Origin of the sequence: Myxococcus sp. CA056, from assembly GCF_013336715.1 — a bacterium.
Taxonomy (GTDB): domain Bacteria; phylum Myxococcota; class Myxococcia; order Myxococcales; family Myxococcaceae; genus Myxococcus; species Myxococcus llanfairpwllgwyngyllgogerychwyrndrobwllllantysiliogogogochensis.
In genome coordinates this window covers 15,174-41,277 of record NZ_JABUMT010000020.1, presented here as the reverse complement: position 1 = coordinate 41,277, position 26,104 = coordinate 15,174, and the positions used below count along the sequence as shown (strand labels likewise).

The following is a 26,104-nucleotide window of genomic DNA, read 5'->3' as shown; positions in this document are numbered from 1 at the left end:
GAGAAAGGGCTGGCCTCGGGCCTCGTGACTACGGCTGGAGCACGCGGTTTCCGCCGAGCGCGTCAATCACCGCGATGACGTCGTTGGGAGCGCGCTCGTAGAGACCCGGCGTGTAGTTGCGGGACGTCGCGGTCCACACGGGGCTCGGGGCCGACCACGTCTCGAAGTTGACCGTGGTGCTGACGTAGCCGACGTGGCAGTTGCGCTGGTCCACGGGGGCGCTCGACAGGTCGGGCGCTCCCACCTTGTCCTCGTCTGTGCAGAAGGCGACGCCGACGGGGCCATTGCCCACGCGGATGGCATACGGGACGTAGGCGTTGTAGCGACGCCCGGAGCCCGGGTCGACACGGGAGCGATAGACGGTGCGCCGCAGGGACTCGTCCCATGTCCTGCCGCCGTCCCAGGACTGCACGGCGTTGATGACATTGGCGCGCGCGCCGCCGGTGGCGAAGGCCTCCACGCCCTCCACGACGACCATCAACCGGTCTCCTCCGAGCTGGACGACGGTGGGCATGCCCTCGCGGTTCAGCGCTCCAGCGCGCTTGTCCCACGCCACGGCGACGACGCCATACGCGGTCCACGGCCCCGAGATTCCCGCGCGTCCCTGCATGGCAATCCACTGGTGGCCCGGATAGCCGCGCTGCGCGGCGAGCGGCTCGGAGTCGTAATAGACTTGCAGGTCTCCATTCGCGCGCTGGAAGAGGAAGGGCGCTCCGACGAAGCGGGTGACGGGGCCGATGACGGTGCTGTCGTAGACCCAGTGGTCTCCGTCGTTGTCGCTCCGGGTGATGGTGATGCGGTACTGGCCGCCGGCGTACTCGCGGAACGCACAGAAGATGGTGCGTGTCCCTGGAATGGCTCGCATCGTCACGTCGCCGAACTGCACCGCGGGGTTGTTCGCGACGGAGCCGTGGAGCGACCAGCTCGCACCACCGTTGCCGCTCGTCCAGACGTCGACGCGCGTCCCCGCGCTCGCGCCGCCAATCAGCAGTCCATCCGAGCGGCGGGTGATGTTCCGGATGGGCGCGCCGCCGCTCGCCATCAGCGTCCGCCAACCGCCCGCGGGCAGTGCGTCCTCTCTTCGCTCCAGCGGCTCGGCTTCATCGCGAGGCGCTTCGGGTCCACACGCGGCGAGCGCCGCCACCAGGACGAGCACAGCCAGGGGGCGCGAATCAGAACAGCGGCCAGTCCGAAGCACGGGAGCAGGTGTCATGCGCTCCAGCGTGCCCGTTCGTGTTTTATCTGCTCAAGCCCATAAAGCCGATTTTCTTGAAATGCTAAGTTGTCGTCTCCGCGAGGAGTCGGGAGAGGAGCGCGAAGCCAGGGGCCTCCAGGGGGACGCGACCTCGAAGCGCGGCGAGCAGGGACCAGCCGTGGTTCGAGAGCAGGACGACGCCCGCGTCCACGGAGGGCGCCAGGCCGATGAAGCCGACATACCCGCCCATCACCGACGAGCACCACGCCACGGTGTGGCCACGAAGCTGGGAGATGGACCAGCCGAGCCCCATGCGCACGGCGCCGCCTTCGGTGCGCGGAAGCAGAGACATCTTCAGGGGGCGTGAGAGGGACTCGTCGGCGCGGCCGAGGCTCGCGTCGAGGAAGCGCAGCAGGTCCGGCACGGTGGAGTGGAGCGCACCCGCACCCGGCAGTGCTGGGAAGGTCCAGGCGGGCACGGGCCGGCCGCGCGCGGTGTGGCCGGGGAGCAGGCGAGGCGCCAGTTCGTCCGTCACCCGTGCCGAGGTGTCGCTGAGCTTCAGGGGAGTGAAGAGCAGGTCGCGCAGCGCGTGCCCGTAGTTGAGTCCCGCGCGTCGGGAGAGCGCGTGGCCCAGGACGCCCATGCCGAGCAGGGACTCGGAGACGGGGCGCGGAGGGGGAAGTTGGGGGTGGTAGGTCCGGAGGAAGTCACCGAAGAGGTTCGCGGAATAGTGGCCGAACGGGTCTTCGGGATTGCGAGGTGCCGCATCGAGATTGGGCGGCAGGTGGGGCATGCCAGAGGTGTGCGTGGCGAGCTGCTCCAGGGTGATTCGGCCCGCGTCCGCATCGGGGAGGAGCGAGCGGGGAATCACCTCGGAGAGCGGCATGTCGAGTCGTGCCTTGCCCTGCTCCATCAGGAGGCCCAGCAGGGCGCCGGTGAAGACCTGGGTGAGTCCGCCCAGGGAGAACAAGGCGTTGTCGGGAGGCGGGGTGCCCTTCCCTCGGAAGGCCTGGACGTGGTGCTCGCCGCGTGAGGTCAGGCCCGCGCACAGCGAAGCCGAGCGATAGCTCCGCACGTAGCGACGGGTCTCATCCTGAAGCAGCGTGGCGAGGGACGGAGGGGAGCTCACGGAGATTGTCTACACCATGGCGGACGCGGGCTGTGCGGAGACGTGTCGCCAGTTCGTGGTTGCCTGGACGCGCTGCCCTCTCCATGGTCAGCACCCAAGGAGGAAGCAAATGCCGACCGGACTTGCAGCGGATGGGACGTATGGGGCCGGAGCCCGACACACCTTCGACATGACGGCCGAAGAGGCGTGGCGGAACTGGGCGGAGGCGAAAGGCCTGGGGCGATGGCTCTCACCCGCACGGGCCACGTTCAAGGAGGGAGACCTGACCACCCTCAAGGACGGGACGGACGTCGTCGTGATTCGGGCGAGGCCTCCAACCCTGCTCCGCATCCGACTGAATCGCATCGACTGGCCACGACCGCGGACCGCGCAACTCCGTGTCCTCCCGGCGGCGCGCGGCCACACCGTCGCCCTGCATGCGGAAGGACTCCCCGACGCGACGACTCGCGCTGACTACATCCAGCGATGGACGAAGGCCCTGACCGGCGAAGCCTCGGCGACCACGACGAAGGTCGCGGCGAATTCCGCCTCCGCGAAGAAGACCTCCACGCGGAAGACGGCGGTGACGAAGAGCGCGGCGAAGAAGACCTCCACGAGGAAGACGGTGGCGAAGAAGAGCGCGGCGAAGAAGCCTTCCGCGCGAAAGCCAGCGGCGAAGAAGTCCTCAACGCGGAAGCCAGCGGCGAAGAAGTCCTCAACGCGGACGACGCCAGCCAGGCGCTGACGCCTGACGTCCAGCCCGGCGATGACGCCTGAGGTCCAGCACGACGCCCTCCAGGAATCGCCTTGAGCTGATAGCGACAGCCCAGAGCGCCCTACGCCTCGACGAAGCGCTCTGCCTCCCGTCGATAAAGGGCGCCGCACCGGTCCTTCTTTACCGCCGGGCCGCGAGCTCCGTGACCTCACGCCGAGGCCTGAACGGCGCGAACAGCTCCACCGCCCAGTCCACGAACGCACGGAGCTTGGCGCTCACGTGCCGGTTCTGCGGATAGACGATGAAGAGAGGGAACGGCGGCCCCTGCCACTCATCCAGGATTTGAACCAGCGCCCCGCTGTCCAGATGAGGCCGGGCCACGAAGGCGGGAAGCTGCGTCACGCCCAGCCCCGCCAGTACCGCCGACAAGTGCGCGGTGCTCTCGTTGACGGCCACGCTGGAGCGCCCCATCACATCGATGCGCTCTCCTTCCCGTGGGATGAAGGACAACGGCACGAGCCGTCCCGTCCTCGTGGAGAAGTAGCTCACGATGTCATGGCCCTCCTGGAGGTCCGAGGGATGCACGGGCTTGCCCTTGCGCTTCAGGTACTCGGGAGTAGCGCACGACAGGAACTCCAACTCTCCGATGCGCCGCGCCACCAGCGACTGGTCCGGCAGCACACCTCCGCGAATCACGCAGTCCACGCCGTCACCCACCAGGTCCACCGAGCGGTCACTCACCCCCAGCTCCAACTGGATGTCCGGGTACTTCGCCCGGAACGCCGGCAGCGCGGGGATGAGCAGGAAGTTGGACACCGAGGACCCCGCGTCCACCCGCAACCGTCCCCGAGGACGCGTCCGAGCGTTCGACACATCCGCTTCGATGTCCTCCAGGTCCGCCAGGAGCCTCGCCGTGCGCTCGTAGTACGCCGCGCCCTCGGGCGTCACCGTCACGCGGCGGGTGGTGCGCTGGAGCAGCTTGACTTGAAGGTGCTCCTCCAACCCCTGGACCAGCTTCGTCACCGAGGGCTTGGGCATCTTCAGCGTGTCCGCGGCCCGGGTGAAGGTGCCGGCCTCGACCACGCGGGCGAATACCCGCATCGCGGTGAGCTGATCCATGGAGTCGTCCTCGAAGCGGCCCGAAGGGAAGTCCCGGGCTCCGGCGATTATTACTCGAATGGAAACAGTCCTGTCCCAGGCCCGGCGTTTCTCCCGCGAGGCGAGGCCCCTACCCTTGCCTCATCGAAACCCCACACCGGAGACACGCCATGACGAAGACACGCAAGAACCTCGAAGGCAGGGTGGCCCTCATCACCGGTGGCTCGCGCGGCCTGGGCGCGGCCATCGCCCGGGCCCTGGCGGATGAAGGCGCGGACGTCGCCATCAGCTACGCCTCCTCCGAGACAAAGGCCCAGGCGCTCGTCGAGGAGCTGAAGACACGGGGAGTCCGCGCCGCAGCGTTGAAGGCCGACCAGGCCTCACCCCAGCAGGTGGAGGCCCTGGTCAACGAGGTCGCGCGGCGCTTCGGCCGCCTCGACGTGCTCGTCAACAACGCGGGCATCTTCCACACCGCCGTCGTCGGAGACCCCGCCAGCGACCTCGAGGCGCTCGAGCACCAGTTCTCCGTCAACGTCCACGGGGTCGTCGCCGCCGTCCGCTCCGCCGTGCCCCTGCTGCGCGAAGGCGGGCGCATCATCTCCATCGGCTCCGGCATCGCCAGCCACACGCCCTTCGCGGGGCTCGGAGACTACGCCGCCACCAAGGCCGCCATCGCCGCGTACACCCGAGGCTGGGCTCGCGACCTGGGCCCCCGAGGCATCACCGTCAATCTCATCCAGCCCGGCCCCATCGACACCGACATGAATCCCGCCACCGGCGCCAGCGCCCCGGTGCAGCGCGCCGGCACCGCGCTCGGACGCTACGGCCAGCCCGAGGAGATCGCCGCCGCCGTCGCATTCCTCGCCAGCCCGCAGGCCTCTTTCGTCACCGGCGCTACCCTCGACGTGGACGGCGGCTTCAACGCCTGAGCTCCAGGCTTATGCCCCGTGGGTACATTTGCAACAAAGTGGCACATCAATCTCTTGCAAAAACAAGGCATTGGAGATTCCCCTTAACACCGCGTTCAACCAACCCAATCATGTGAGTCCTTTCCCGAAAGGCCTCCCATGACCTGGAAACCCCGACGTCTCCTCGCCGCGGTCCTGTCCCTGCTCGCCCTGCCCGCATGGGCGCAGTCGGCGAATGTCGCGCAAGGAAAGGCCTCTTCGGCGTCCTCGGTGCATGCCAATGGAGCCCCCTTGCTGTATGGGCATGCCAAGGCGTTCAACGGCATCCTCAACACCGAGGACCGGTGGGCCTCCGCCACGCCGCCCGCGGCGTCGACCCCGGAGTGGCTGGAGGTGGACCTCCAGGCGGTGCATCGCATCGACGGGCTCAGGCTGCACTCCGGCCGAGACACCACGGTGGGACTGCAGATGCTCGACTTCGACGTCCAGCATCGGTTCGCCGCCACGGACAGCTTCCAGCCCATTGCCGGCGCCTCCGTCACCAACAACACGCTGCCCACCTGGACGTTCCAACTCGCCCAACCCGTGGAGACGCGCTACGTGCGCCTCCTGTGCAAGCGCGCATCAGGCGACGGCCTGTGCCGGGTGCGGGAACTGGAGGTGCTGGGTGTCCGCCTCGCCAACCAGCCGCCCACCGCCTTCGCGGGCCACGACACGGCCGTCGTCCTGCCAGTCAGCACGGTGCAACTCCCGGGAACGGCCACTGATGGCGATGGCACCATCGCCAGTTACCTCTGGCAGCAGGTCTTCGGCCCCACGCCGGCCACGCTGACGGGAGCAACGACGTCGACTGTGAGCGCCAGCGGGCTGACGAGCGGGACGTACATCTTCCGCTTCACCGCCACCGACAACGGCGGCTCCACCTCATCCGACACCGTGAGCGTCACGGTGCATCCGAGCACCGCGCCGGTGGACCCGCGCGCGGGCAAGCTTCACGTCTGGTCTCGCGGCGGCATCTACGACACCGCCGTCTTCCTCCCCATCGAGTACGGCGCGCTTCCAGCGAAGAAGTATCCCCTGGTCCTCTCGCTGCACGGCCGGGGCGGCACCACTCTCACCGCGAACCACACCCAGGTGCTCGGCAACCCGGAGGGATTCATCCGGCAGCTCATCCCCGGCAAGCCCGTCGTCAACACCTACCCCGCCGTCGTCATCGCGCCCAATGGGCCCAACATCGGGGGGGCCCATGACACCTGGTGGGACTCGGCCCGCACCCACACCCTGGTGCTGCAGGCCATCAGTCTCTACAACATCGACCCGGACCGCGTGACGATGACGGGCCTCTCCTTCGGCGGCGGGGGTGTGAATGAGCAGATGCTCTCGTACCGGAGCACCTACGCCGGCGGCATGCCGGTGGCCTACACCACGCCCCTGGCCAACCCGGTCTGCATCCTCGAGGACTTCCCCCTCTGGGCGGCGGGCAACGTGGGCGATGGGACGTTCAACGCCTGGAAGTGGACCAACCCCACCGACGGCCTGCTGACCCAGGTCCGGCAGTGCCCCGGCTACACCGGCGAATTCCAGGTCACCGTGATGCCGGGAACCACGCACAGCGGCTGGGATGAATTCTGGAGCCGCTCCGACGCGCAGAACTGGCTCGTGAGCCAGGTGCGCCAGACGCCCTGAGCTTCACGACGGGGCGGAAGCGGGTGGAGGTGCCTTCCGGCATCACGCCTGCTTCTGCCCTCGCATCACATCTGTTCCCCCACCCCCGAAAGGCGTCCGCATGCCCTGGCACCCCCGGAGTCTCGCCACAGCGCTGTGTGTCCTCTTGCTTCCCCTGTCCCCCGCCGCCCTCGCGCAGTCCACCAACGTGGCGCTCGGCAAGCCGGCCTCCGCGTCGTCCGTACATCCCATCGGTTATCCCGACACCTTCGGGCACGCCAAGGCGTTCAACGGCGTCTTCAACAGCCCGGATGACCGCTGGTGCTCGGGCGTCAATCCGCTGCCCTCGAATCCGGAGTGGTTGGAGGTGGACCTCCAGGCGCGGCACCGCGTGGACAGCCTCACCCTCTACTTCGGCAAGGACGACACGTTTGGCCGGATGGTGGACTTCGACATCCTCTACCGGGCGAGCAACACCGCCGACTACCAGTTGGTGCCAGGAGGCTCCATCACCGGCAACACCCTGCCGGGCCGGACCTTCACCTTCACCCAGCCCCTGGACGCGCGTTATCTGCGAGTGCAGTGCAAGCTGGGAGCGGACGACAACTACTGCCGCGTGCGCGAGTTCCTTGTCTTCGGAGCCCTGCAGGGCAACCAGCCTCCGTCCGCCTTCGCGGGCAATGACGTCTCCATCACCCTGCCCGTCAGCACCGCGCAGCTCCAGGGCTCGGCCAGCGACTCGGACGGAACCGTCACCGGTTACGCCTGGACGCAGGTCTCCGGCCCGACGACGGCCACGCTGTCATCACCCACCGCGCAGTCCCCGAGCGCCAGTGGCCTCTCGCAAGGCGTCTATGTGTTCAGGCTCACCGCCACGGACAACGGCGGGGCCACGGGCTCGGACACGGTGAGCGTCACGGTGCAGCCGGCGACACCCTCCGCGGACCCTCGCGCGGGCAAGCTCCACGTCTGGTCTCGGGGCAACAGCTACGACTCGGCCGTCTTCCTGCCCAAGGACTACGGCACCGTGCCCGGCAAGAAGTACCCGCTCGTGCTCTCCCTGCACGGCCGGGGCGGCACCACGTTGGACGAGAACCACACGCAGGTGGGGAGCAACCCGGAGGGCTTCATCCGACAGCTCATCCCAGGCAAGGCGTTGGTCGACACCTTCCCAGGCATCGTCGTCGCGCCCAACGGACCGAAGATCAAAGAGGCCATCGACACCTGGTGGCACGCCCCCGGCGTCCACGCACTGGTGCTGGAGGCCATCACCCTCTACGGCGCCGACCCGGAGCGCGTGACGATGACGGGCCTGTCGTCCGGCGCCGCGGGCGTGAATGACCAGATTGCCACGTACCGGAGCACGTATGCCGGCGCCATGCCTCAGGCGTACTTCCCGCCGTTCACGTCACCCATCTGCTTGATGGAGGCCTTCCCCATCTGGGCCGCGGGCAACGAGGACGACGGAACGTTCGGCGCGTGGAACTGGACCAACCCCTGGGATGGCGTCCAGCCGCGCGTCCGCGCCTGCCCGGGCTACACGGGAGAGTTCCAGGTCACCGTGAATCCGACGGGTGGACACAGTGGCTGGGACATCTTCTGGAGCCGCTCCGACGCGCAGAACTGGCTCGTGAGCCAGGTGCGCAAGGCCCCCTGACCTCGTCGACTGCCGCCCCGAGTGTCCCCGGACGAAGCACGCTCCGGGGACACCTGGGTTCAACCCGCTACTGACGCAGGACGCGCTTGAGCTTGAAGGGCGAGGGGCTCTCGCTCATCGTGTAATAGCTCGCGCCGCTCGGGTCGTACTCGATGGCCTCGCCCTGCCCTTCCACGGTGTCCGTGAGGGTGACGGGCGCCGCCGCGAAGGCCGTCTCGAAGGCCGCTCCCGGCGCCGCGCGGAACTCATACACGGTCTTGTACGTGCGCAGGATGAAGCGGTTGGAGCACGGGTGGATGGCCGCGGACGTGGTGTAGGACCAGTTCGGCTGGTCCGGAACCACGGGCAGCTGGAGGTTGGACACGAAGATGAGCGTGGACTGCACGCCCGGCGCCGGCAACGGATTGGGCATCTTGTACACCTTGCTCAACCCCGAGCCGGACTTGGTGATGATGTAGATGTCCGCGGTGACGGGGTGGACCATGATGGCCTCGGCGTCCTTGCCGCCATCCGGGTACACGAAGGGGAACTGCTGCGCCGTCAAATCCCCGCTCGTCTGGCCCGCGCCGATGTTCGGCTCGGGGATGCGGTAGACGTAGAACGTGTTCGGAGGGATGGGCAGGCTCGCGCTCGAGCGGCCAATGTCTCCCATGTAGATGCAGAAGCCCGTGGGGCACGGCCCGGTGGCCACGTCTTCCCAGTCCTGCGGCGTCACGCCCGCCACCTTGAAGGAGCCCAGCGTGGCCGCGGTGGTGGTGCTGATGGCGACGATGTCGTTGACGTCCTCGTTGTGGACGTAGATGGCGCCCGGGGTGACGCGGCTGGCGGCCAGGCCCGACGGCTCGACGATGAGCGGCGCGGACACGTTGCCCATCAGCGTCCACGTCGTGGCGAAGGTGTCACCCACGGTGCACGTGGGCGCGTCCGCGGCCCGGAGCGCGACGACCTGCGCGATGTTGGTGTTGGGCAGCGTCGACACGCCGTTGAACGCGGGCTGCACGCCCGCCGCCCCCAGCTCCTTCCACGCCATGTCGAAGAGGATGCCCCGGTCCGAGGACTGCAGGCACGCCTCGAAGGCCTCGGTGAACCCCGTGGGAGGCGTCAGCGGGTCAACGGGGCACGTGGCGCCCGCCCACAGCTGCGAGCCGAACCACACCGCCAGCCCGTTCGCCGAGGTCGTGGTGATGGCCGGGCTGTCCATGGTCGCCAGGTTGCCGTTCTTCTGGCCGCTCTGCGCGTCGATGGGGTTGGTGGGGTTCGCGCCGGAGAACGCGGAGATGCTGCCGGCGACGTAGTAGGCGGCGTCGAAGGTGAACGCGTAGCTCGCCGGCTCCGAAGCCCCGGCGACCTTGTAGAAGACCCACGCCTTTATCTGCGACGCGCTCTGGTCCGAGCGAAGGAATGTCCAGCCCGCGGGCGCCGTCGCCACCGCCGCCACGTTGTTGCGGTTGCTGAGGCGCACCAGCAGCACGTCACCCGCGACGGTTCCCGCCGGCTTGGTGAGCGTCAGCGAGGTGACAGTCTTGCCCCAGGCCGTCGTGCTCGCCCGGTGGCTCACCGAGGACACCCCCTGCCGCGCGGCCCCCACCGACGCCGGAGCCTCCTCCGAGCTGCTCGGCGCGGACTCGGACTCCAGCGGCCCGCAGGCCCCCAACGCCAGCAATGAGACTGATACAACCCACCGTGAAACACCCTGACTGAAGACCTTCAATGTCATTCCAATCTCCCGAAGAGCAGCTCGGCGAGGCCGCCTCGCTATCGAACCCTGCTATCTCAGGAAATGGGAAAAGATGGGAGAGACACGCTGAGAAAAACAGAAGTCTCAACAGCACATGTCAGCCATTGCTGAAAACTTCCACGGCAACCATCCGAGCGGAGGTATCTGATTCCGCCCGGATGGTTCGTTTCACCCTACGGCGCGACGTCCAGGAGGCCCACGCCACGCTGGGCCCACTCGGTGCCGGGCGCGGTGCGCAGGTCATCCACGGGCACGGGCAGGTGCTCCCACTGCGCGGAGTTGGCCGGAGGGGGCTTGTTGGTGTTCTGGACACGCGCCCGGTACAGCTGCCCGTCATGCATCACCAGCGCGCCCGCCGCGTACGTCATCTCGGGTGAGCCGGGCGCCAGGGTGGCCTTGTCCGTCCAGCGCTCCAACTGGCGCGTCGTGGTGCCAGCCGGAAGGCCCGTGTCGACGAACGTCAGCGCGGTGACGGCCCCATTCACGTTGCCGGTGGCCGTCACCGAGCCCACCGTCCCGCTGCCACCCGTCAGGCCGGAGATGAACCGGCGGCTGCCCTCCCAGCGGTTCTCCTTCAGGGTGATGGGGGCGGTAATCGTCCCCGCCTTGCTGAGCACGACGCCCGGGTCCGTGGCGGTCGGGTAGACGCCCTGGTAGCCGAAGTTGAGTCCCCGGAAGGCATTGCGCTCCCAGTTGAACCTGGCCCCCGCGCCGACCGTGCCGCCGAACCAGATGCCCAGCGATAGCGTGTCCGCGAAGTAGTTGTCGGTGAACTCGACGTTGAGCGGCACGTCTCCAGTCTCCGGCTGCGCGAAGAAGTTGAGCAGCGCGCCGGCGCCGCCCACGAAGACGTTGTGGTGGAAGCGGATGGTGCCGCCGCGCACCTGGGCCTGGGAGTTGTTGTCCTGGTAGTTCGCGAAGGCCGCGCGCCAGTCGATGGCGCCGTAGGCGAACACGTTGTGGTGGACCTCCGTGCCGTCGCCCAGGTTCTGAATCTGGAGGGACTCCGTCCCGGTGCGCACCAGCCGGTTGTTGTAGACCTTCAGGTTGGAGCCCAGCGGCGTGGGCGCGCCCTGCGTGGAGCCGAAGTAGATGGCCTCGCTGGCGGTGTCATGGATGTAGAGGTCGTGCAGTTTGATGTCGTTGAGCGGCGACACCGTGCCGTCGCTGTTCTTCTCGCGGAGGATGCGCAGGCCCGCGAAGCCCGCGCGGGTGATTTCCAGATACTCCAGCTCGAAGCTGTGCGCCCCGCCGATGCCCAGCCCCATGTGGCCGTCGCCCAGGAAGATGTCGTCGCTGAGGATGCCGTAGCGCTCCCGCGACGTCGCATATGCGCCACAGCGGTGCCCCGGAAAGTCCGCGTGGCCCGTGCCCGAGTCCGCGTCATAGCGGCCGGTGAGCACCCAGTTCGAGCCGCCACTCATGGCCCAGATGTAGCCCTGCGAGGACCCCGGATTGGGGCGGATGACCACCTGGCCCCCCGTGTTGGTGATGACCAGCGGGCGGCTCGCCTGACGGTGGGGCAGGTTGCCCAGGTTGATGAGCGTGTAGTTCCCCGCGGGGATGTAGAGCCTGTCCAGCGTGCTCCAGTTCGTGGACGGGAAGCGGGCCTGCACATCCGGGATGTACAGCTCACCATTCGCGGAAGGCCCTGGCAGCGTGAGCGTGGTGCCGGGCGCACCGAAGCGCCCAAAGGGCTCGCACGCGCCGGCGACGCCACCATCCCCCTGCGTGGAGCCACCATCCGTCGGGCCCGCGTCTGCCTGGAGGTCGGGCCCCTCATCCCCGGGTGAGTCGCCCGAGCACGCCGAGGTGAGGCAGGCCATCAAACACAGGACGCAGAGGCTCCGAATCATGGTGCGGCTCCCGAGGGGAAGAAGCCGCCAAGCCTAGCCCGATTTCACAAGTGGTCCGCGCACCCCGCACGCGGACCTCCCGTCCGACTCTTGTCACCCGGTGACACCTTCAACGAAATAGCGGGTTTAGGTTCAGGCCACCTTGCCCACCAGGATGGAGTAGGGGCTGTGGGTGGGGATGATGCGGTCCAGCTTGAAGCCCCCCTCGGCGAACAGGGCATCGTATTGAACCTGCGTGCGCTCGCGCCCTCCGGCCAGCGACAGCATGACCAGGTCCATCACCATGGCCGGGTGCAGCTCCGGGCCCTCGGGCAACATCATCTCCATCACCAGCACCTCCGCGTGGGGCGGCGCCACCTGGCGAATCTGGCGGAGGATGGAGATGGCCTGCGGGTCCGCCCAATCGTGGATGATGTTGCTCAGGATGTAGGCGTCGGCGCGGGGCAGCGGCCCCACGAAGAAGTCTCCCGCCTGCGTCTTCATGCGGGGGTGCGGCTGGGAGTTCTGCACCACGTCCGGCAGGTCGAACAGCGTGCCCTGGGAGCGAGGCGTGGCGTCGAGCACCGCCGCCAGGATGTGGCCCCGGCCGCCGGCGATGTCCGCGATGTGCTCGTATCGGTGGAACTCCATCGCCTGGAGCACCGCCGCGATGGCCATGTGCGACTTGCCCGTCATCGCCGCGTCGAAGACACGGGCGTCCTCCGGGTGGGCCCGCAGGTAGGGCCAGAGCCCGCCCGGCGTCACGGTCTCGCAGGCCGTCTGACCCGTCCGCGAGGACACGCCCAACGCTCCGGCCGAGCGCCAGTTGATGTCGTCTCCGAACATCAGCACCAGGGACTTCAGCGAGTGGGAGTGACTGGCCTTCAGGTGCTCGGAGTACTCGGTGTGGACCCAGCCGCCCCCGCGCCGCTCGAACACCCCGTGCGCCGCCAACAGCCGCATCATCCGGTGGAGCGAGTCGGCGTGCGCCCCCGTCGCCCGCGCCAGCTCCTCGCTGGTCATCGGTGTATTGCCCAGAACATCCGCGACTCCCAGCTGCGCGACGAGATGCAGACACCGTGGGGCGAAATATCCAGTGCTGAGATTGAAGATGAACGCCGGGGCTGGAAGCTGTTGCATGCGCGCTCCTGGTCAGCAGGGCTTGAATTGCCTGCAAAGTGAAATTCTAGCTGGACCCTGGAACGAAGCAGACACCCCCGCATACCGCCTTGCCTTCAATTGAACACAGCTGCTGTAGCCATACAGTCCAAAGCCTGACGTGACGCACCTGGCCGTGGCGCGACGAAGGACGGTGGAACTCTCGCCCTGGAGGGCATGACCCTGGAGGGCTGGGTGGGGAATGACAACACCGCCAGCCCTGGCGCGCGGGGCGTCAGGGCTGGCGGCCTTGGACGGGAGGGATTAGCGCGTGGCGCGCGTGCGTCCCTGGGTGGCCTTGGGGCTGGTCGGGCCGGAGGCGACGGCCGCCGCCACGCCGAAGACGACGTCGTCATTGTCGTCGTAGAGGCCGAAGGTGCAGCTCGACGCCGGGCTGGAGGCCTCCACGAATTGCGCCCGGAGGGCGTGCTGGCCCACGGTGCTGCCCACCGTGAAGGTGTGGCTGAACGTCCGCGCGCCGCTGCCCGTGCACGTCAGGCCGGCGACGAGCTGCGTCCACAGGGGGAAGCCCGACACGGGGGCGGTGTAGAGGTTCAGCCGGTCCGTGGCGTCGTAGCACCACACCGTCACGTCCACCTTGACCTGCTTGCCCGGGGTGATGGGTCCACCGTCCACGCTCTTGAGCACGACGCGGTCGATGCTCTCGTCGAAGTGGTAGAAGCCGAAGGGGCCGTCCGGGCAACCGTCGAGCGTGTTGGGCGTGTTGGGCTCGGCCGCCAGGAACTGGCTGCCCCGGCTGTTGACGAGCGTGCCGGTGTCACACCCGCAGCCCGTCCCGCATGCGGGCGTGCCGAGCGAGGCGTCATACGTGGCCAACGCCGGAGACGTGCAGGTGCCACCACCCGCCTGGGTGGTGAAGCTGAAGCCGGTGCTGTAGTTGCCAGCGCCGCAGGCATCCACCGCGCGGGCCCGCCAGAAGTACTGCGTGTTGGCGGTGAGCGCGGGCGTGACGCTCCAGGTGCTGCTGGTGAGCGCCGTGGCGGAACGCACCACGTTGGAGAAGCCGGCGTCAGACGCCACCTGCACCTCGTACGCGGTGGCGCCCGTGACATCGCTCCAGTCGAGCGCCGGGGCCAGCGCGACGTTGGCCGCCCCGTTGGCCGGGGTCGACAGCGAGGGCGCCGCCGCCGGCTGACACGTGGTGTCCGCGGTGGTGAAGCGGAAGGCCGTGCTGTAAGCGCTGGTGCCGCAGCCGCTCACCGCGCGAACGCGCCAGAAGTACTGCGTGTTGGCCGTCAGCGCGGGGGTCACCGTCCACGTGCTGCTGGTGAGCGCGGTGGCGGAGCGCACCACGGTGCCGAACCCAGCGTCCGTGGCCACCTGCACCTCGTACGTGGTGGCGCCCGACACGTCCGCCCAGTCGAGCACGGGGGCCAGCGCGACGTTCGCCGCGCCATCCGCCGGCGTGGAGAGCGTGGCGGTGCCCGGCGGCGTGCAGGGGCCTCCGGCCGTCGCGCAGACACACGCGGCGGCGGGGCCGTAGCAGGCGGTGGAGCTGGCGGGGACGACGGAGTAGCAGTACTGCCGCCCGTTGGCGACCTCGGCATCCGTGTACGTGGTGCCGGAGACGGTGGCGACGCGCACCTTGCCGAAGTCACAGCCGGCGTAGCCGTCCGTCTTCATCACCCAGTACTCGCTCGCGCTGGGCACCGAGTTCCAGCTCAGCGCCACCTGGCCGTCGCTGGGGCTCGCCGTCGCGGTGGGCGCCGTCTTCGGGCCCGTCGCGCAGCCGCCGTTGGTGGGGGCGGGCGTGGAGCAGGCGATGCCGTGACGGTTGAAGGCCGCGTGGATGGCCGTCATGTGCGGCGTGCCGTCGTTCAGGTTGCCGTTGTCGTCATCCGCCGCCAGCCACTGCATGTAGCCATGGCTCGCGCCGCAGCCGTCGGACGTGCCCGCCGTGCAGTTGCAGGCGTGCCACGAGCCCACGTTGCCGCTGCCCTGGTAGAAAATCTTGTTGCCGATGATGAAGGCGGTGTTGGAGTCGTAGTTGAACGGCGCGGCCTGCAGGTCGCGAGCGACCAGGTCCCACGCGGCCTGACGCACCGGCGCCGCGGCGCAGTGCACCTGCCGACCGCAGGGGCCCGTGCCAGAGGAGCAGCGCGAGCACACGAAGTTCTGCGGCGTGGCCGGCGTCTGGTTGACGTGCGCCAGATAGTCCGCGTCGCGCACGCCCGAGCAGCGCGCGTTGCACCACGTCCCGCCCGCCTGCGCCTCGTTCTGGTTGTAGCCCGTGCCGTCCGGCGTCTTGCCGCAGCCCAGGTCCGTCGTCGCGAAGAAACCGTAGCCCACGCACGAGGCCTGCAACCGGTAGATGGACGCGATGTCCGCGTACGCCTCGCTGGAGTTGGAGAGCGCGCCGCCAGAGTCGAAGTCGTCCATGCCGTGGCCCCACTCGTGGTCGAACACGGCGGCGATTTCACCCGTGTTCCGGCAGCCTCCGCCGCTGCGGTAGAAGTTGACGGTGGAGCCGTTCCAGAAGGCGTTGCACGTGCTGTTGATGTTGACGTTCGCGGTGAGCTGCCCCTGCAGCCACGTGTTGCCCGGCAGCCAGCCGCGCCCCAGCTCCGCGATGCGGTTCAGCTCGTAGAAGGCCGAGCGCGAAGCCGGCGTGTTGCCCGCGCCGCCGCCGCCCGTGGCGCAGTCATGCTGGCCGTTGGTGCCACCCAGCTGGATGTTGCCGGTGGCCGAGGTGGTGCTCGGCGAGCCGCAGGTGTCGCTGACGCGCACGTATTTGCCGGCCAGCGTCGTGGTGACGCTGCCGGAGCTGTAGTTGAGGACGCCGGCGCTGTCGGTGAAGTTGTTGGGCGCGGCCAGGCCCGTGTTCGCCCAGGGCATGGGCGAGTCGACCTGCATCGTCCCGCACGTCGTGTTGGACGGGCAGATTTCCGTGTTGCTCAGCGGGTAGATGCCGCCCTTGATGGTGGCATCCAGGTAGTGGTTGTCATCCTCCAGGGCGAGCACCTCGCCGGAGTGTGCGTCCACCGTCACCTTCCAGCGCTCCGTCTCCCCGGGGTTCTGGAAGCCATACGTCCAGACCAGCTGGTGGCGGTAGCCCTCGCCAAAGCCCGCGTCCGCGCGAGCCAGCGGGGCCATCTCCAGCGTGGGCGCCTGCCACAGCGTGCCCGGCGTCTCCAGGAGGCCGAAGCGCTCACCGCCCGCCGTCAGCGCCTGCTCGGGGCTCAGCGTGGGCCTCGTGGACGCGGTGACGTTGCTCCACGCCTCGGTGCCCAACAGGACGAGGTTGCCGTGGTTGATGGTGGCCACCAGCTGGCCGTGACGCACGGGGATGCCATCCACCTGCTGCGGCACCCGCACGTGCCAGAGCACGTCGGTGACTCGCGTGACTTTCGGCTCGTCCAACTGCAACAGGTCCACGCCCAGCGCGGCCTGGTTGTCGTTGAGGAACTTGAAGAGGATGTCCGCGACGACGGCGGCATCCACCTCCCCCGTGGAGCGGCCGAGCTGCTGCTGGAGCGTGGACAGGCTCACCGTGTTGCCCACGCCCTTGCCGGGGATGAGCGGAATGGCGCCCTGGATGGCGGTGGGCGAGCCCGTCAGCGGGTCCAGGTACACGTGGAAGTCCCGCCCGTTGCGCGCGAAGAAGTCCTCCCAGACGCCCGGCCCCGCGCCCTTCAACTTCGAGCGGGCGTCCTCCAGGGAGATGTTGGAGATCGGCAGGTAGAGCTCCGGCTTGAAAAACGCCTGGCTCGCCAATGAGCTGGGTTGTGCGGGCTGGAGTGCCCACGCCAACGCGCTGCTACACAGCACGAGACAGGCTAGCCACTTCGACACGAGACGCATGCGGTCCTCCCGCGAGTCACGAATGACAGACACTCCCCCCTGGGAGCACCCGCTCAGTCGAGCCCGTGCGTTGTGACGAGGAAATCGCTACTTTCGAGAAGTGTCGGACCAGCCAGAACATCAATTGCCACGCGGAGCTAGACAGCCCACGGCTGAACAGTCACCAGGACTTCCAGTCTGACGTATCTAGGTGGGCGCGAAATCATCCATTGCACTGGAGTTGACGCTCCGCGCCGCGTTTGACGCGCTCCGCTCAGGCCGGGAAGAGCAGACGTGAGGACTGTTTCACCCACGCGCGCCGCGTCTCCAGCGTGCGGAAGTCCAGGAGGATGAGCTGGTCGAACACGCGCGGCATCATCGACATCAGCGACACCGAGGACCAGATTTGCGTGAGCGCCAGCCGGCGCCGCTCCTCCGTCAGGTGAGAGGTGTCCGGCGCGAGCTTGCCCGACAGCGCCTCCAGGAACGCGTTGAGCTCCCGGATGGCCGCGCCGTCGTAGCGCTGATGCACGAGCGCGTCGTGGAGGTGCGCGTGGGCGATTCGCGGGTAGCGCCCCACGTTGCCGATGACGTCCTCCAACAGCGTCTCGAAGGCCTCGCGGATTGCCAGCCCCTCGGCGCGCAGCCGGTCGAAGTCCACCAGCACGTGGCCGAAGGCCTGCTCCAGCGTCGCCTCCAGCGCCTGGGCAATCAGCTTCTCCTTGCTGCGGAAGTAGTAGCTGATGGCCGCGCTGTTCACCTGCGCCTCACGCGCGATTTCCCGGATGCCCGTGGCGTCCAGACCGTCCCGCTCCAGGCAGACGATGGTCGCCCGGAGGATGCGCTCCCGGGCGTCCTGCTCCTTGGTTCCCATGTGCGCCAAACCCTTGAAACAACGGGACATTGAGCCCCGCGCTTGACGCCGGAGCCCGATTCAATCTATCGATTCAATCAACTGATTAATTCCGGAGATTGAATCCCATGAACAACCCAGGACGCGACAGTAGCGCAGGCGGACTCTCCCGACGAGGCGTGCTGGTGGGGACGGGGTTGTTCGTGGGCGGGGCCGCCGTCACCACGGGCTCTCGCCGGCTGATGGAGCCCGAGTCCACGGACGTCGTCGGCCTGAATCCCCGGAGCGACGCCTGGTACGACCTGCGCTTGTCGGGGGACGGGCTGATGGACAATCAGCTGCTCTGGTTCCTGGGGCATGCGACGCACGGACAGGCGGACGTGTCGGATGTGATGGAGACGGCCAAGCGGATGCGGCCCGGGGACGAGCGCAGTTGGTTCGAGGCGTGGCTCCAGACGGCGACGCGGGTGCATGGGCTCGCCACCACCGCGGAGTCCAAGGGTCACCGGCTGAGCGCGGGACAGGCGTATGCGCGGGCGGCGAACTACTACCGCGCGGCGACGATGCACTACACGGACACGGCGGACCCGAGGCTGCTCGAAGTCACGCGGACCTCGGCGGCCACGTTCGAGAAGTCCAACGCGTTGCTCGACTTCGACATCCAGCCGCTCGAGATTCCCTACGAGGGCACGAGCCTTCCGGCGTACTTCGTCCGCTCGCCTCACGCGAAGCCCAGCGCGCCTGTTCTGCTGCTGCACCAGGGCCTGCATGCGTGGCCGGAGGAGACGAAGTGGGTCTGGGAGGGGGCGCGAAAGCGGGGCTACCATGTGCTGATGTTCCATGGGCCGGGGCAAGGGCGCGCGCTGCGCGAGAAGGGCCTGAGCTTCCGGCCGGACTGGGAGAAGGCGGTGAGCCCCGTGGTGGACGCGGCCGAGCGCATCAGCGGCGTGGACCCGCGCCGCATCCTCCTGATGGGTTTGTCGTTTGGTGGAGCGCTGGCGCCCCGGGCGGCGGCGTTCGAGCCTCGGCTGGCCCTGTGTATCGCGAACCCCGGAGTGCTGAGCTGGTGGGAGTCGCATGCCGCGCACTTCAATCGCTTCCTGCCCGGGTCGCTGGCGTTATTGAAGTCGCACCCGGAGGCGTTCGACGAGGCGATTCTCGGGCTCGCTTCACGCTGGCCCACGGCGAGCTACTGGTTGAAGGACGTCTTCTGGAAGCATGGGGCGAAGACTCCATCGGAGCTGTTCCGCAAGCTGGAGGAGTTCACCAACGAGGCCATCGTCGAGCGCATCCGCTGCCCGGTGCTCATCATGGAGGGCGAGGCGGAGGACGTGTCGCCGGGGCAGTCGCGCAAGCTGTACGACGCGCTTCGCGGACCCAAGCACCTGATGAACTTCACCCAGGCCGACGCCGCGCCCCTGCACTGTCAGGCGGCCTCCACCGCAATCGCGGAAGAGCGGATGTTCGACTGGCTCGACGAGAACGTGTGAGCGTCCCATGACACCGTTCTCACTCGTGACAGTGCTCGGCGTCCTGCTCGCCTCCACGCCCGAGGTCGTACCGGAGACTCCGCCCCAGGCGCCCCTGGATGGGCGCGGGAAGTTCAGCGTCGTCCCCTTCGTCCTGCCCGCGTATCAACCGGAGACGAGCTTCCTGCTCGGGGGCGCGGGCTCGCTCGTGTACCAACCTCCGGAGGGCAGTGGCCGCAGGGAGTCCCAGGTACTCCTGGCCGCGGCGGCGAGCGTGCGGGGACAGTTCACCGTGCTGCTCCAACCGGATGTGTACTTCCTGGAGGACCGGCTCAACCTGACGGCGACGCTCAGCGCCGCGCGCTTTCCGGACCGGTTCTACGGCATGGGGGCGAACACACGAGTCGCCGACGAGGAGGACTTCACGCCCGTCTTCTTCGAGCTGGAGCTGAGTCCGAAGTGGCGAATCGCGCCCCGGCTGTACGTCGGGCCCACGCTGCGCGCGCAGCACGTGCGAATCACGAAGCGGGCCGAGGACGGCGCGGTCCGGAACATGACGGGCGCCGAGGGCGGAGACACGCTCCAGCTGGGACTCACGGCGCTGTATGACTCGCGGGACAACACGCTGAATCCCACCACGGGCTTCCTGGGACGGCTGAACCTGCGCCGGGCGAGTGGGGCGTGGGGTTCTGATTACACGTTCGGACTCTTGCGCCTGGATGCCCGGCGCTACGTGTCACTGCCGTGGGGACAGCGGCACGTGCTCGCGTTCCAGGGACTGGTGGAGCTGAGAGGTGGCGAGCCGCCCTTCTATGACACGGGGAGGCTGGGCGGCATGGAGCTGAGCCGGGGTTATCTGGAGGGACGGTTCCGCGAGCGCCAGCACCTGGGAGCGCAGGTGGAGTACCGGGCGCCCCTGTTCTGGCGACTGGGAGGCGTGGCCTTCGCTTCGGCGGCGACAGTGGCGCGGAGCCTGAAGGACCTGGACACGGGAGACATCAAGCCCGCGGGCGGCGTGGGATTGCGCTTCGCTCCGCTCTCGGATGTCCCGGTGAACATCCGGCTCGATGTGGCCTATGGCTCGGAGCCGAGCTTCTATCTGAACATCGGCGAGGCGTTCTGAGCGTCGTTCGTCCCCTGCTCCCTTGCTTGCGCGGCGACGCGTCGGAACCTATGAGTGCGGGTATCACGCAGGTTCACGACGCCGTCCGCCCATGACGCTGAACGAAGCACAGCAGAGCATCTGTCATCGAGCAGGGGCTGAGTTCTCGCCCATCCCAGCCGGCACGCGAGTGGCCATCGCACGAAACCTGCGGTCCGGGGCCATGCCGATATACGGCGTGCGGTACAGCACCCAGCCGGGCGGTGTCGGCTGGTTCTTCTGGGCGGGAGAGGGTGAGCTCAGCACCGACGTGGACTACTTCCAGGCGCTGCACGTCGAGCACCTGGAGGAGTGGTGTCCCCTCGTGTTGCCCTATCTCGCCCTTCCACCTGGGTGGCGATTCCTGACCGATGGCGCGGTGGATGACGTGTGGTTTGACCAGGCCGTCCTGGACCGACCCATTCCCTGACTACGCTGGGAGCGCCGCTGACGAGACGTCCGCGTGGCGCCGGGTGGAGGCCCAGCTCGACAGGCCCACTTCGTCCCGGATTTCCCGGCACGCGTCGACGACGTGGTCGAGGTCGTCCTGGCTCAGCTCGCTGTGAACGGAGAGGCGCACGAGCGAGTGCTTCACGGGCGTGGCCGGGTCGCAGAACACCGAGCCGAAGATGCCCCGCGCTTCCAGCGCGTCCTTGAGGCGCAGTGTTCGAGCCTCCAGACCGGATTGCAGGGCGAGAATCTGTGACGAGCCACCGTCCAGGTCGTAGCCCAGTTCTTCCAGACGCGCGCGCAGGGACGCGGCATTCAGGTGCAGCCGCTGACGACGTGCGTCCGCGTCGCGGATGAGGTCCAGCGCCGCCAGCAACGCCGCGATGTCGTGTGGCAGTACGGCGGAGCTGAAGACGGCGGGGCCCGAGGTCATCTCGAAGTAGCGCTCGAAGCCGCGCATGCAGGCGACGAAGCCAGCACGTCCGACGAAGGCCTTTGACAGGCTCGCGGTCCGGAAGTGGACGTGCTCCAGCAGCCCCTGCCCCACCACCATCCCCGCGCCACGGGGCCCGTGCGTGCCCAAGGAGTGGGATTCATCCACCAGCAACACGCAGCCGTGCCGTGAGGCGAGCTCCGCCACGTCCGCGAGCGGGCAGACGGAACCGTTCGTGCTGTAGACCGAGTCCACCGCGATGACACCGGGGCCCAAGCGCGTGATGCGCCGTCGCAGGTCATCGACGTCGTTGTGACGAAAGGGCACGGCGGTGGCGCCAGCGCTCCGGATTCCTCTCCAGAGAGACACGTGCGCCATCCGGTCGATGTAGACAGGCACCTGCTCGTCCGCCAGACACTCCAGCAGGCCCACATTCGCACAGTAACCGGACTGGCACAGGATGCCTGACTCCGCGCGAAGCAACGCGGCGAGCCGCTGCTCCAAGGTGTGCCGAGGGTGCTCCCCACGCTGGAACACACCCGACATCATCGCGCCCAGCCCTTCCCGGGACACGGCCTCCATCGCCGCCTGGGCGAGCCGGGGGTGTTTCGAGAGGGAGAGATAGTCATTGCCGTTGAGCAGGATGGCTCCTGGCCCGGGGGACAGACCGTCGAGGATGTGTCGCGGTGACTCCCAGCGCTGAATCCGCTTCTCGAAGTCGTGGAGCTTGCGCTGCAAGAAGCCAGGAACTGGAGGGCTGACGCCTTCCGTCGCCTTCGCCTCGGGTGCATGGTCTGTCATGGCACCGGAGAGAGGTTCGACTCTGGCGATGTGACGCAGACAGCCCGAGGACACTCACTTCCGCGAACGCGCGCGGAGCGAGGAGTGGAGCACTCGCTGGGATGTTCCGCACCCTGTCCGCTGCCAGCCGAGGGGGGCGCCCTTAAACTTCCGTGAACGACACTCCGGTGGCTCCGCCGCGCTCCAGTGCCTCCTTGATGGTGTCGGAAACGATGAGCGCAACGGTCCATCCCCAGGTACGAAACACATGGGCGTCATCGACTTTCGCGATGTTGATTCGCAGCCCATCCACGTCGCGATACTCCCCGGTCTTCTCAGGTCGTCCATCTTCCGGGAGCCAGAGCTCCACCTCCCGCGATGCCTTGTCGTCGATGCACTGTATCGTCTGGGTTGCGACCAGGATGCAGTACTGGTCGGGCTGCCCCTCTATCTCCACCGGGAAGACCTGGACAGCCGATGGGGCCAGCTCCAGGAAGACAGAAGCGACCCGGATGTGAACCACGGGGATGGCAAGGCCCGTCAAGGTGAAGTCGAGCGCCTTCCCAGCGCGCGCCACGGGGAGTTGCAGACGGCCCGGCGCGGGAATGGGTGTCCCATTCGTGAAGCGCCAGGGGTCCACTTCCTGCCCGCTCGAATCGGTGGGACTCCGGAGATGCCAGCGCCCTGGCACGGCAACGTCGTCGGTCAACCGGAAGTATCTCTTGAGCATCGTGATGAACCTTGCGTCATTCTCGCCGAGTCACCAGCGCGTTCAAGCGAGTACCTGGTGTGCCGATCTGCCGTGCCAGCCTCTTGAGCTCCTCGGTCAGGGCATCGCGGCATCGCAGCATCGTTCCGCACCCCCGCATCGCGCCCTGGAGCCGGTCAAGAATCCGTTGGTGGTATTCCTCGGGATGAGGGCCCTTGTGGCCAGCGACCCGCACGATGTTGGCGGGGTCGTTCAGCGACATCCCGGCCTTGTCGAAGACTTCTTGAAACTTGGGCGACCATGGCCCGTCGTTGTAGGTCGCCTCCCACCATTTGTCCGTGGCGATGTGGTGGTCGTGCCCCTTCCCATCCACCGGGCCCACGACCGCTCCACCCAGCCCCTGCGCCGTCGCGGACACCGCGTCGGCGGCAACCGCCAGGGTGACGACCTCGCCCACCACCGCCACGGCCCGCACTTCCCCCACGGCCGACAGGACGACTCCCGCCTGGGATGCAGCCTGCACGGACGCTTGCGCCGAGCCGGGCAGCATCGGCACCTTCCCCGCGAAGCCCGCCGCTGTGTTCCCGATGGCCACCGTCGCGAGCAGCGCGAAGGCTCGCGCCGCATTCCGGCCCATCACCTTGCCGTACCGCTCGCCAACCACCCGCAGCTCATCGAACGTCCGAGCCCGGTCCGCCTCCTCCATCAACCGCGCGAAGCCCGTCGTCAGGCTCCAGAACGTGTCAACGCCCAGGTAGGCAATCAGCGTCGCCGTCATCACCGCCGCCAGCCCCTTGCTCACTGGCTCCGGCACCGTCCAGAGAATCAGGTACATCGTCCCCGTCCACATCGCCGCCGCCACCATCGCGCTCGGGTCGGCCATGTCCTGGAACGCCTCCAACATCTCTTCGAGCACCGCCCCATGCGCGAGCGCCATGGCCAGCGCGTAGCGGCCATCCCCTTCCAGCCGCGTGCCATCCACCAACGCCTGGAGACAGTCGCCACGCCTCCCTGTCCGCTCGCACCACTCCAGATAGGCGCGCGTCATGGCCCGCTCCGTCTCGGTGGCCTCCACCTCCAGGTGCGCACCCGACTCCAGCGGCGTCACGCGACGGGTGCGCGCATCGAATCGGTACTCACCTCCTCGCGCACCCATCTCGAAAAGGCGGCGCGCCGCCTCCTGGGCCTTCACGGGAAGACGAACTCCTCGCCCCTCAAGACCCATGGCCCGCATGAACTCGTCTTCGTCCAACGCGACAGGCGCGGAGTCAGCGGCGCGTGGAGTGAATGCGATGACCTCGCCGCTCCCCGTCTCCAAGCGCACACCACGCGTCGTGGCACACCCCGTCAGCAGCGACACGAGCAACAACACGACAGCGCAAGGCAGCCTCATCCGACACGCTCCCCGCAGAGGCCCCGGGCTCCGGACACAAACAAGTACACGGGGGCAACGGCGATGAAGCGTAGCACTCAAGGCGGACAACGGAGTCCACCCCACCCCTTGGGCGACAACGACCCGCTGCGCGCGCGGTGCAAACCATTGCACCCGCCAAGAGCATCCGATTCGCGACGGCAGGCTCCCTCCAGGGCGCCTGTCCTTCCTAGACGCTCGGAACCGCTTCCGGAGGCGTCAGGGGGCGCGGGTTCGCGCGCTCGCGTCCCAGCAGCAGCGCCGCGCAAAGAGTGCCAATCAACAGCTCGGCGGCCATCGCCGCCACCAGCTCGGGCGCGGGCGCGCCATCCAACACCAGGCTTAGGACTCGCGACACGCCATAGGACAAGTAGAGCGTCGTCGACACCACCAGCGAGGTGAAGGTCATTCGAGGCCAGAGGGCCCCGGCCATGATCAACAGTCCGCAGGCCAGCAACGCCCCGCCCGGAGCACGCACCTCGCTCAGCAAGCTGACCTGGCCGCCAAGGTCGATGCCACTCCAGCCATGGAAGACCTTGGGGATGAACAACAGGGGCGTGCCAATCAGACTCCCACTGACGCCCGCGACCAGGAGCACCGTCTTCGTCACTCTGTTCCGCATCGCCGTCCTCGCTTGACACCGTGTCAATTGACTCGACAGTGATTATTCGCGACTTTACATCATGTCAAGTGAATCACCCGAGACGCGGACCCGCATCCTCGCGGCCGCGCTGCACCTGTTGGAGACCGGCCAGGGCCAGGCGGTCCGGATGAGTGACATCGCTCGGAAGGCCGGGCTCAGCCGGCAGGCCGTCTATCTGCATTTCGGCACGCGGGCGGCCCTGCTGATCGCCACCACGCTCTATCTGGACGAACTCAAGGACGTGCGGGCGCGCCTTGTCCCCAGCCGCACCGCCCGAAGCGGCGTCGAGCGCCTGGACGCCTATGTCGGAGCCTGGGCCGACTACATCCCGGAGATTCGCGGCGTGGCCAAGGCGCTGATGGCCATGAGCGACACCGACGAAGAGGCCGCCGCGGCGTGGCGCAAGCGCATGGAGGACATGCGCGAAGGCTGCGCCGCCGCCGTCGCCGCGCTCCGCGCCGATGGCACCCTCTCACCCGACTTCACACCGGGCGAGGCCACCGACCTGCTCTGGACGCTGCTGTCGGTACGGAACTGGGAGCACCTCACCCTCGAGCGCGGCTACGCACAGCCACGCTACAAGGACCTGCTGCTGCGCACCGCGCGGCGCCTCCTGGTCCGCGCCCCACGCTCCGCCACCTGAGCCGCGGCCAGGGCCGCACGCACCACGACCCGCTGCTCACCCGCGCCACCCGCTGCGCGCTGTGCAATCCATTGCACGCCTCCCTCCCACGGTCCGCAGGCGGTGAGCGCGAGGTACACCGGTTGCAATCCCGCGAGTCCATGTCCACGCGCCTCTCCCTTCTCGTCCTGGTGTTGCTCGGGGCCCCCTTGTCCGCGCGGGCCGATCCCTACCTCCCCAACAACGAGCGCTGGTTCACCATTGGCCCGCTGCTCAGCGCGACACCGCTTTCGAGCAAGCCCAAGCTGGGCCTGGGCGTGGAGACCACCTTCAACGTCCTGGACGGCATCACCGCCCTGGGCGTCTTCGGCCAGGCCCAGTGGATGACGGAGGGCCACGCCCGCCTCGGCGCGGGCATCCAGGGCACCCTGGTCTTCGGTGGCGTCGAGCTCGGGGTGATGCACGAGACGGGCACCCGCGAGCACCTGCCCACCACCGGCCTGCACATCGCGCCCTTCGTGACGTTCGTCTTCGGCTCGGTGGGCGTGCGCTTCGGCATCCCCCTCTCCGAGCCAGGCGCCGCCGGCCCCGGCCTGCCCGGACGCACCCGGCACGGCCGTGAGGTGGGACTCGTCCTGACAGCCAAGATTCCGGCGAAGTGGACCTCGAAGGGCACCCTGGAGCCCATGTTCCCCTGGGACTAGGCCCCTCCCCC

Annotated in this window: 21 protein-coding genes; 9 read left to right on the top strand and 12 right to left on the bottom strand. The window is 68.2% G+C overall.

From position 1 onward, the window contains the following. Positions 1-28: 28 nt before the first annotated feature. Together HUA76_RS41100 and HUA76_RS41095 are read right to left on the bottom strand one after the other, a co-directional pair. Positions 29-1,198 (bottom strand): phage capsid protein, encoded by a 1,170-nt coding sequence (locus tag HUA76_RS41100; protein ID WP_371823596.1) that lies wholly within the window; start codon positions 1,196-1,198, stop codon positions 29-31. Between the two features lie 79 nt (positions 1,199-1,277). Then, a complete protein-coding gene (locus HUA76_RS41095) occupies positions 1,278-2,324 on the bottom strand; it encodes a serine hydrolase domain-containing protein (RefSeq protein ID WP_174463986.1) in 1,047 nt (348 codons plus the stop codon). 465 nt (positions 2,325-2,789) lie between these two features. Between HUA76_RS41095 and HUA76_RS41090 the strand changes: the two genes are divergently transcribed. Further along, a complete protein-coding gene (locus tag HUA76_RS41090; RefSeq protein ID WP_174457751.1) occupies positions 2,790-3,080 on the top strand; it encodes a hypothetical protein in 291 nt (96 codons plus the stop codon). Positions 3,081-3,198: 118 nt separating this feature from the next. Here HUA76_RS41090 and HUA76_RS41085 read toward each other — a convergent pair whose 3' ends face one another. Then, on the bottom strand, positions 3,199-4,137 hold the full coding sequence (locus tag HUA76_RS41085; RefSeq protein ID WP_174457752.1) for a LysR family transcriptional regulator: 939 nt from the start codon (positions 4,135-4,137) through the stop codon (positions 3,199-3,201). A 149-nt stretch (positions 4,138-4,286) separates the two neighbouring features. On the opposite strand from HUA76_RS41085, the gene HUA76_RS41080 reads away from it, so the two are divergent. The 3 genes from HUA76_RS41080 to HUA76_RS41070 all read left to right on the top strand — a co-directional run bounded on the left by HUA76_RS41080 (position 4,287) and on the right by HUA76_RS41070 (position 8,346). Beyond that, positions 4,287-5,045 (top strand): SDR family NAD(P)-dependent oxidoreductase, encoded by a 759-nt coding sequence (locus HUA76_RS41080; protein ID WP_141642507.1) that lies wholly within the window; start codon positions 4,287-4,289, stop codon positions 5,043-5,045. A 138-nt stretch (positions 5,046-5,183) separates the two neighbouring features. Next, complete coding sequence (locus HUA76_RS41075) at positions 5,184-6,710, top strand: discoidin domain-containing protein (RefSeq protein ID WP_174463985.1); 1,527 nt, start codon at positions 5,184-5,186, stop codon at positions 6,708-6,710. A 145-nt stretch (positions 6,711-6,855) separates the two neighbouring features. Continuing rightward, the gene (locus tag HUA76_RS41070; RefSeq protein WP_254614817.1) at positions 6,856-8,346 is read left to right on the top strand and encodes a discoidin domain-containing protein; all 1,491 of its coding nucleotides are present in this window, start codon (positions 6,856-6,858) and stop codon (positions 8,344-8,346) included. 67 nt (positions 8,347-8,413) lie between these two features. Here the strand turns inward: HUA76_RS41070 and HUA76_RS41065 are convergent, their stop codons facing one another. From HUA76_RS41065 to HUA76_RS41045, 5 genes are all read right to left on the bottom strand, one after another. Continuing rightward, on the bottom strand, positions 8,414-10,063 hold the full coding sequence (locus tag HUA76_RS41065) for a cell wall anchor protein (RefSeq protein ID WP_254614816.1): 1,650 nt from the start codon (positions 10,061-10,063) through the stop codon (positions 8,414-8,416). Between the two features lie 194 nt (positions 10,064-10,257). Next, positions 10,258-11,940, bottom strand: coding sequence for a carbohydrate-binding protein (locus HUA76_RS41060; protein ID WP_174463983.1), 1,683 nt, complete (start codon positions 11,938-11,940; stop codon positions 10,258-10,260). 132 nt (positions 11,941-12,072) lie between these two features. Next, positions 12,073-13,059 carry a methyltransferase gene (locus HUA76_RS41055; protein ID WP_174463982.1) on the bottom strand — a complete coding sequence of 329 codons (987 nt, stop codon included), beginning with the start codon at positions 13,057-13,059 and terminating at the stop codon, positions 12,073-12,075. Between the two features lie 282 nt (positions 13,060-13,341). Then, on the bottom strand, positions 13,342-16,899 hold the full coding sequence (locus HUA76_RS41050) for a PepSY domain-containing protein (protein ID WP_174463981.1): 3,558 nt from the start codon (positions 16,897-16,899) through the stop codon (positions 13,342-13,344). A gap of 253 nt (positions 16,900-17,152) precedes the next feature. Next, complete coding sequence (locus HUA76_RS41045; protein ID WP_174463980.1) at positions 17,153-17,752, bottom strand: TetR/AcrR family transcriptional regulator; 600 nt, start codon at positions 17,750-17,752, stop codon at positions 17,153-17,155. Between the two features lie 107 nt (positions 17,753-17,859). Here HUA76_RS41045 and HUA76_RS41040 point away from each other — a divergent pair, with 107 nt between their 5' ends. From HUA76_RS41040 to HUA76_RS41030, 3 genes are all read left to right on the top strand, one after another. After that, on the top strand, positions 17,860-19,221 hold the full coding sequence (locus HUA76_RS41040; protein ID WP_174463979.1) for a S9 family peptidase: 1,362 nt from the start codon (positions 17,860-17,862) through the stop codon (positions 19,219-19,221). Positions 19,222-19,228: 7 nt separating this feature from the next. Continuing rightward, entirely contained in the window at positions 19,229-20,323 is a 1,095-nt protein-coding gene (locus tag HUA76_RS41035) for a BamA/TamA family outer membrane protein (RefSeq protein ID WP_174463978.1), read from the top strand. Between the two features lie 91 nt (positions 20,324-20,414). Next, positions 20,415-20,771 carry a hypothetical protein gene (locus HUA76_RS41030; protein ID WP_174463977.1) on the top strand — a complete coding sequence of 119 codons (357 nt, stop codon included), beginning with the start codon at positions 20,415-20,417 and terminating at the stop codon, positions 20,769-20,771. Here the strand turns inward: HUA76_RS41030 and cqsA are convergent, their stop codons facing one another. The 4 genes from cqsA to HUA76_RS41010 all read right to left on the bottom strand — a co-directional run bounded on the left by cqsA (position 20,772) and on the right by HUA76_RS41010 (position 24,746). Continuing rightward, the gene (gene cqsA, locus HUA76_RS41025; protein ID WP_174463976.1) at positions 20,772-22,025 is read right to left on the bottom strand and encodes an alpha-hydroxyketone-type quorum-sensing autoinducer synthase; all 1,254 of its coding nucleotides are present in this window, start codon (positions 22,023-22,025) and stop codon (positions 20,772-20,774) included. A 142-nt stretch (positions 22,026-22,167) separates the two neighbouring features. After that, positions 22,168-22,734, bottom strand: a complete 567-nt coding sequence (locus HUA76_RS41020; protein ID WP_174457762.1) for an imm11 family protein — start codon at positions 22,732-22,734, stop codon at positions 22,168-22,170. Between the two features lie 16 nt (positions 22,735-22,750). Next, a complete protein-coding gene (locus HUA76_RS41015) occupies positions 22,751-24,106 on the bottom strand; it encodes an AHH domain-containing protein (protein WP_174463975.1) in 1,356 nt (451 codons plus the stop codon). A 208-nt stretch (positions 24,107-24,314) separates the two neighbouring features. Next, positions 24,315-24,746 (bottom strand): DUF4345 domain-containing protein, encoded by a 432-nt coding sequence (locus HUA76_RS41010; RefSeq protein WP_174463974.1) that lies wholly within the window; start codon positions 24,744-24,746, stop codon positions 24,315-24,317. 61 nt (positions 24,747-24,807) lie between these two features. Here HUA76_RS41010 and HUA76_RS41005 point away from each other — a divergent pair, with 61 nt between their 5' ends. Both HUA76_RS41005 and HUA76_RS41000 read left to right on the top strand, forming a co-directional pair. Next, positions 24,808-25,410, top strand: coding sequence for a TetR/AcrR family transcriptional regulator (locus HUA76_RS41005; protein ID WP_141642521.1), 603 nt, complete (start codon positions 24,808-24,810; stop codon positions 25,408-25,410). Between the two features lie 140 nt (positions 25,411-25,550). Beyond that, positions 25,551-26,093, top strand: coding sequence for a hypothetical protein (locus tag HUA76_RS41000; RefSeq protein WP_174463973.1), 543 nt, complete (start codon positions 25,551-25,553; stop codon positions 26,091-26,093). The last annotated feature ends 11 nt before the right edge of the window (positions 26,094-26,104 follow it).